Genomic DNA, 1552 nt, shown 5'->3' with positions numbered 1-1552 from the left:
GCGCGTAATCCGCGTTATGGTTCACGCCGGGTCGTGTTTATGCGGAATTTTTTGATCTTATAGTGCATGGTTCGGCGGCTGATGCCAAGCAGTTCCGCCGCATCCTTGATAACCCAGTTGGCCTTAAGCAAGGCCGAGACCAAAACTTGTCGTTCGGAGTCCTCCAGGGACAGATCCGAGTCGTGGAGGGGGGGGAGCGGGTCGGACGCCTCGAATTGCATGTCTTCCAGACGAATGGTCCCGCTCGTGCACAGGATGCAGGCCGCTTCCAGGATGTTGCGCAGCTCGCGAACGTTTCCGGGCCAGCTGTATTCGAGCATGGCCTTGGCAACATTCTCGTCGAGACTGGGTAGTGGGCGTGATCCTGCGAAAAGTCGCAGAAATCCCTCCGTCAAAATGGAAAGGTCCTCCTTGCGGTGTCGCAGAGGCGGAACCTGGATGGTGATGACCTTGAGGCGGTAGTAGAGGTCTTCGCGAAATCGGCCCTCGCGGACCAAGGCCGGTAGATCCGCGTTGGTGGCGGCGACAACGCGGCAATCCACGGCTTTTTCCTGGACATCGCCGATGCGTCGTACTTTTTTTTCTTGCAGAAAGCGCAGTAACCGGAGCTGCATTTCATGCGAGATGTTCCCGATTTCGTCGAGGAACAGGGTGCCCCCATGGGCTTCGGCGATGAGCCCTTTCTTGTCCTTGACCGCATTGGTGAAGGAGCCCTTGATGTGTCCGAAAAGTTCACTTTCCAGCAACGTCGCCGGTGTCGATCCGCAGTCAACCACCACGAATGGGCCCCGCGCGCGGTGGCTGAGTTTGTGGAGCAGACCGGCGATTTTTTCCTTGCCCGTGCCGCTTTCCCCGAGCAACAGCGTGGTGGCCTCGGTTGGGGCGACACGTTCGAGGAGCTTGTAGAGCCGTTGCATGGCCGGGCTTTTCCCGCCCCACAACTCCTCTGTCAGCAGGGACGAGCCTGTTGTCGTCCAGGAAATGGTTTCCGATTGGACCAGAATGGCGGCGATTTTGTTCAGAAGTTCCTGGATATCCAAGGGTTTGAGGATGTAGTCCGCTGCTCCGCTTTTGATGGCGTTCACGGCGTCGGGCACCGAGCCCGATCCCGTCATGAGTATGACCGGCATGCCGGGCCAACGCCGCGTGCATTCCCACAGCAACTCGTGCCCGGTCATGCCTGGCATATTGATATCGGATATGACCGCGTCGGCATCCATTCCTTCCAGCTTGAGCAAGGCTTCCTCGCCGTCGCAGGCCGTTGCCACGGCGTGACCCGCCCGGGTCAAGGCCTGTTCGAGGCTGATGCGTGTCGCGGAATCGTCATCGACAATTAAAATAATCTGTTCACCCGTCACCAACGCTCCTTGTCTGTTTGTGTGGGGGAGATGATGCAGCTTGTCATAGTTCGGTATTGCGCGTCACGAACGGAATCGCCATGACGCGGCCGTTTTTTTGGGATTCCTTCCGCCCCTGGTAGACGCCGGGTTTTGGGAAAGAGACCTCGAAGCTCATGAGTGAATCCTGGATCAGGAGGACGTCCGGTCGCGCG

At 58.3% G+C, this 1552-nt stretch carries 1 protein-coding gene; it reads right to left on the bottom strand.

What is annotated here, in order from left to right; all coding sequences use genetic code 11:
• Nucleotides 1-14: 14 nt before the first annotated feature.
• Nucleotides 15-1361 (bottom strand): sigma-54-dependent Fis family transcriptional regulator, encoded by a 1347-nt coding sequence (locus EOL86_14780; GenBank protein NCD26834.1) that lies wholly within the window; start codon nucleotides 1359-1361, stop codon nucleotides 15-17.
• Nucleotides 1362-1552 lie beyond the last annotated feature (191 nt).

It is taken from the genome of Deltaproteobacteria bacterium, from assembly GCA_009930495.1.
Lineage (GTDB): Bacteria > Desulfobacterota > Desulfovibrionia > Desulfovibrionales > Desulfomicrobiaceae > Desulfomicrobium.
Note: the sequence above shows the minus strand (reverse complement) of the source record. Positions and strands in the feature narration are given on the sequence as shown.